At 63.8% G+C, this 2,686-nt stretch carries 1 protein-coding gene; it reads left to right on the top strand.

Going from position 1 to position 2,686, the window contains the following annotated elements; translation table 11 throughout:
• Positions 1–6: 6 nt before the first annotated feature.
• The coding region (locus Q0C48_RS00210; RefSeq protein ID WP_291520470.1) for a UvrD-helicase domain-containing protein at positions 7–2,686 on the top strand (2,680 nt) is incomplete at its 3' end.

Raw genomic sequence — 2,686 nt, 5'->3', positions numbered from 1 at the left:
CTGGTGATGACCTTCACCCGTGCCGCCACCCAGGAACTCAAGGAGCGTATTCGCGACCGCCTGCAAAGTGCCGTCCGATATTTCCGCAGTCCAGACCACGCGACACAGCCGGACCCCTTTCTCGAAACGCTGTTGGCCGACTACTCCAACCCCAAGGCCCGCGCCCAAGCCGCACACCAGCTTGCCCTCGCCGCCGACGCTATGGATGACGGCGCCATTTTTACCATCGACGCCTGGTGCCAGCGCACCCTGCGCGAGCACGCCTTTGCCACCGGCAGCGATTTCCGCGAAACACTGCTCCTGGATGAAACGGATCTGCACGACGACGCCGTGCGCGACTTCTGGCGGCAGGAAGTCTACCCGCTGAGCGAACCCGCCCTCAGTGAGGTCATCCAGCTCTTTTCCAGCCCCGATAAAGTCCGGCAGGAAACAGAGGCCCTGTGCAAACTCGATCCACCCCTGCCAGCCCCCGAATCGACGCTGGCGGACTGGCTGCCCGCTGCCGCCACTGCGCCCCGGCGGCAACTCGCCACCCTCAAGGCGCAATGGGCGGCGGAGCATGATGCTTTTGCGGAGTGGCTACTGGGGATATTACAAGGTCCGAAGTCGAGCAATCCGCTGAACGGCAAAAGCATGAAGGCAGAAAACGTAGCCCCCCATCTCGCTGCCCTACGCGAATGGGTTGACGATCCCACCGCACTCTGTCCAGCTTATTTAGACAAATGCCAGCGCCTCACCGCCAGCAATTTACCGTCCTACTGCAATAAAGATAAGACCATTACCCCACCCCCCGCTGCCGAGGTACTGGATACCCTGTTCAGTGCGTTAGAGGCCGTCGCTCAACAATTCACCCAACTGCACGGCGAAATTCGCACCCACGCCGCCGCCTGGATCAATGCCCGGCTGAGCCAGCTCAAGGCCCAGAGCGGGCAGGTCAGCTTTACCGACTATCAGCAGCGCCTCGCCAGGGGACTGCACGACAAAGCTCAGGGACCGGCACTCGCCGCCCGCCTGCGGCAGAAGTATCCCGCCGCCGTCATCGACGAGTTTCAGGATACCTCCGCCGTGCAATATCAGATCTTCGACGACATCTACCATGCCGCCGACAACAACCCCGACACCCTGCTTCTGCTCATTGGTGACCCCAAACAATCCATCTACGCTTTTCGCGGCGCGGACATCGACAGTTATCTGCAGGCACGTCGCCTGACCGAGGGCCGCCACTACGCTCTCGGCACCAATTATCGCTCCAGCCACGCACTGGTCAGCGCCCTCAACGCCCTCTATACCGCCGCCGAACACGACGACCCCCAAGGCGCTTTTGCCTATGCAGCCCCCAGTGCCGACAACCCGATCCCCTATCAGCCGGTGCAAGCCCATGGCCACCAAAAAGTCTGGCGGATCAACGGCAAATCCGCCCCCGCCCTAACGTTCTGGGGTGCCCGTGAGACGCTGAACAAAGGTGACTATCTGGAACGCTGCGCAGCACAGGCCGCAGAATGTATTGCTGGACTGCTCAACAACCCGGAAGCAGAGTTCGCGCAGGAGGGAGAACCCACCCGACGGCTGGAGGCCAAAGACATCGCCATCCTCGTCCGCGACCGCCATGAAGCCGCCAGCATCCGTCAGGCCCTCAACCGCCGCCAGTTACGCAGCGTCTTTCTCTCGGCGCGGGACTCCGTCTATGCCAGTGAGGAAGCCCGCGAACTGCTCCTCTGGCTGGAAGCCGTCGCCGCGCCCGAAGATGCCCGCCGCCTGCGCGTCGCCCTCGCCCTGCCGCTGCTGGGACAATCCCTCGGCGCCCTGGACGCCTTCAATCAGGACGAAGCGGCCTGGGAGACACAACTGGAGCAATTCCAGGACCTCTCCCGGCAATGGCGGCGGCAGGGCGTGCTGGCCATGCTCCACCACAGCATCCACCAGTTCGGTATTGCCGCCCGCTTGCTAACGCAGCCCGATGGCGAACGTCGCCTCACCAACCTGCTCCACCTCGGCGAACTACTGCAGCAGGCGAGCGCTACCCTCGACGGTCCCGAAGCCCTCATCCGCCACCTGCGCGAGGCCATCGCCGCCGGGAGTGATCAGAGCGACGCCCACATCCTGCGCCTGGAGAGCGATGCCGAGCTGCTGCGCGTAGTCACCATCCACGCCGCCAAAGGTCTGCAATATCCCCTGGTTTTTTTGCCCTTCATCGCCACCCGCAAGGCCGCCAAGACCAGCCCGTTCACGGTCTCGCACAGCGCGGAAGGACAGCCTGCCATCCACTGGGAAAGCGGCGACACGGCGGCGGCAGAAAGGGCGCGATTGCAAGAAGATCTCCGTCTCCTCTACGTTGCCCTCACCCGTGCCGAGCACGCCCTCTGGCTGGGCCTCGCCGCACCGAAGACGGCGGGAACACCGATCTTTGCCGGCAGCGCCATCGCCCACCTACTGGGCAGCCAATGCCCTGCCCATGATCTCGCCACCCTGCTCGAAGACTGCGCCCGACTCTCCCCGGAGATTGTCGTCGAGAGACTACCGGACAACATCCCCACAACACCGGCCACGCAACATGACGACGGCGCCCACAATCCGCCTGCAGAGTACACCGCGAGTTTCGAGAAGCACTGGGGCGTTGCCAGCTTCTCCCATCTGGTGCGCGATCTCCCTGCCGACCCGTCGGCGCCACTGACACCCCGGCGCGCCC

Source organism: Acidithiobacillus sp., from assembly GCF_023255755.1.
Taxonomy (GTDB): domain Bacteria; phylum Pseudomonadota; class Gammaproteobacteria; order Acidithiobacillales; family Acidithiobacillaceae; genus Acidithiobacillus.
Note: the sequence above shows the minus strand (reverse complement) of the source record. Positions and strands in the feature narration are given on the sequence as shown.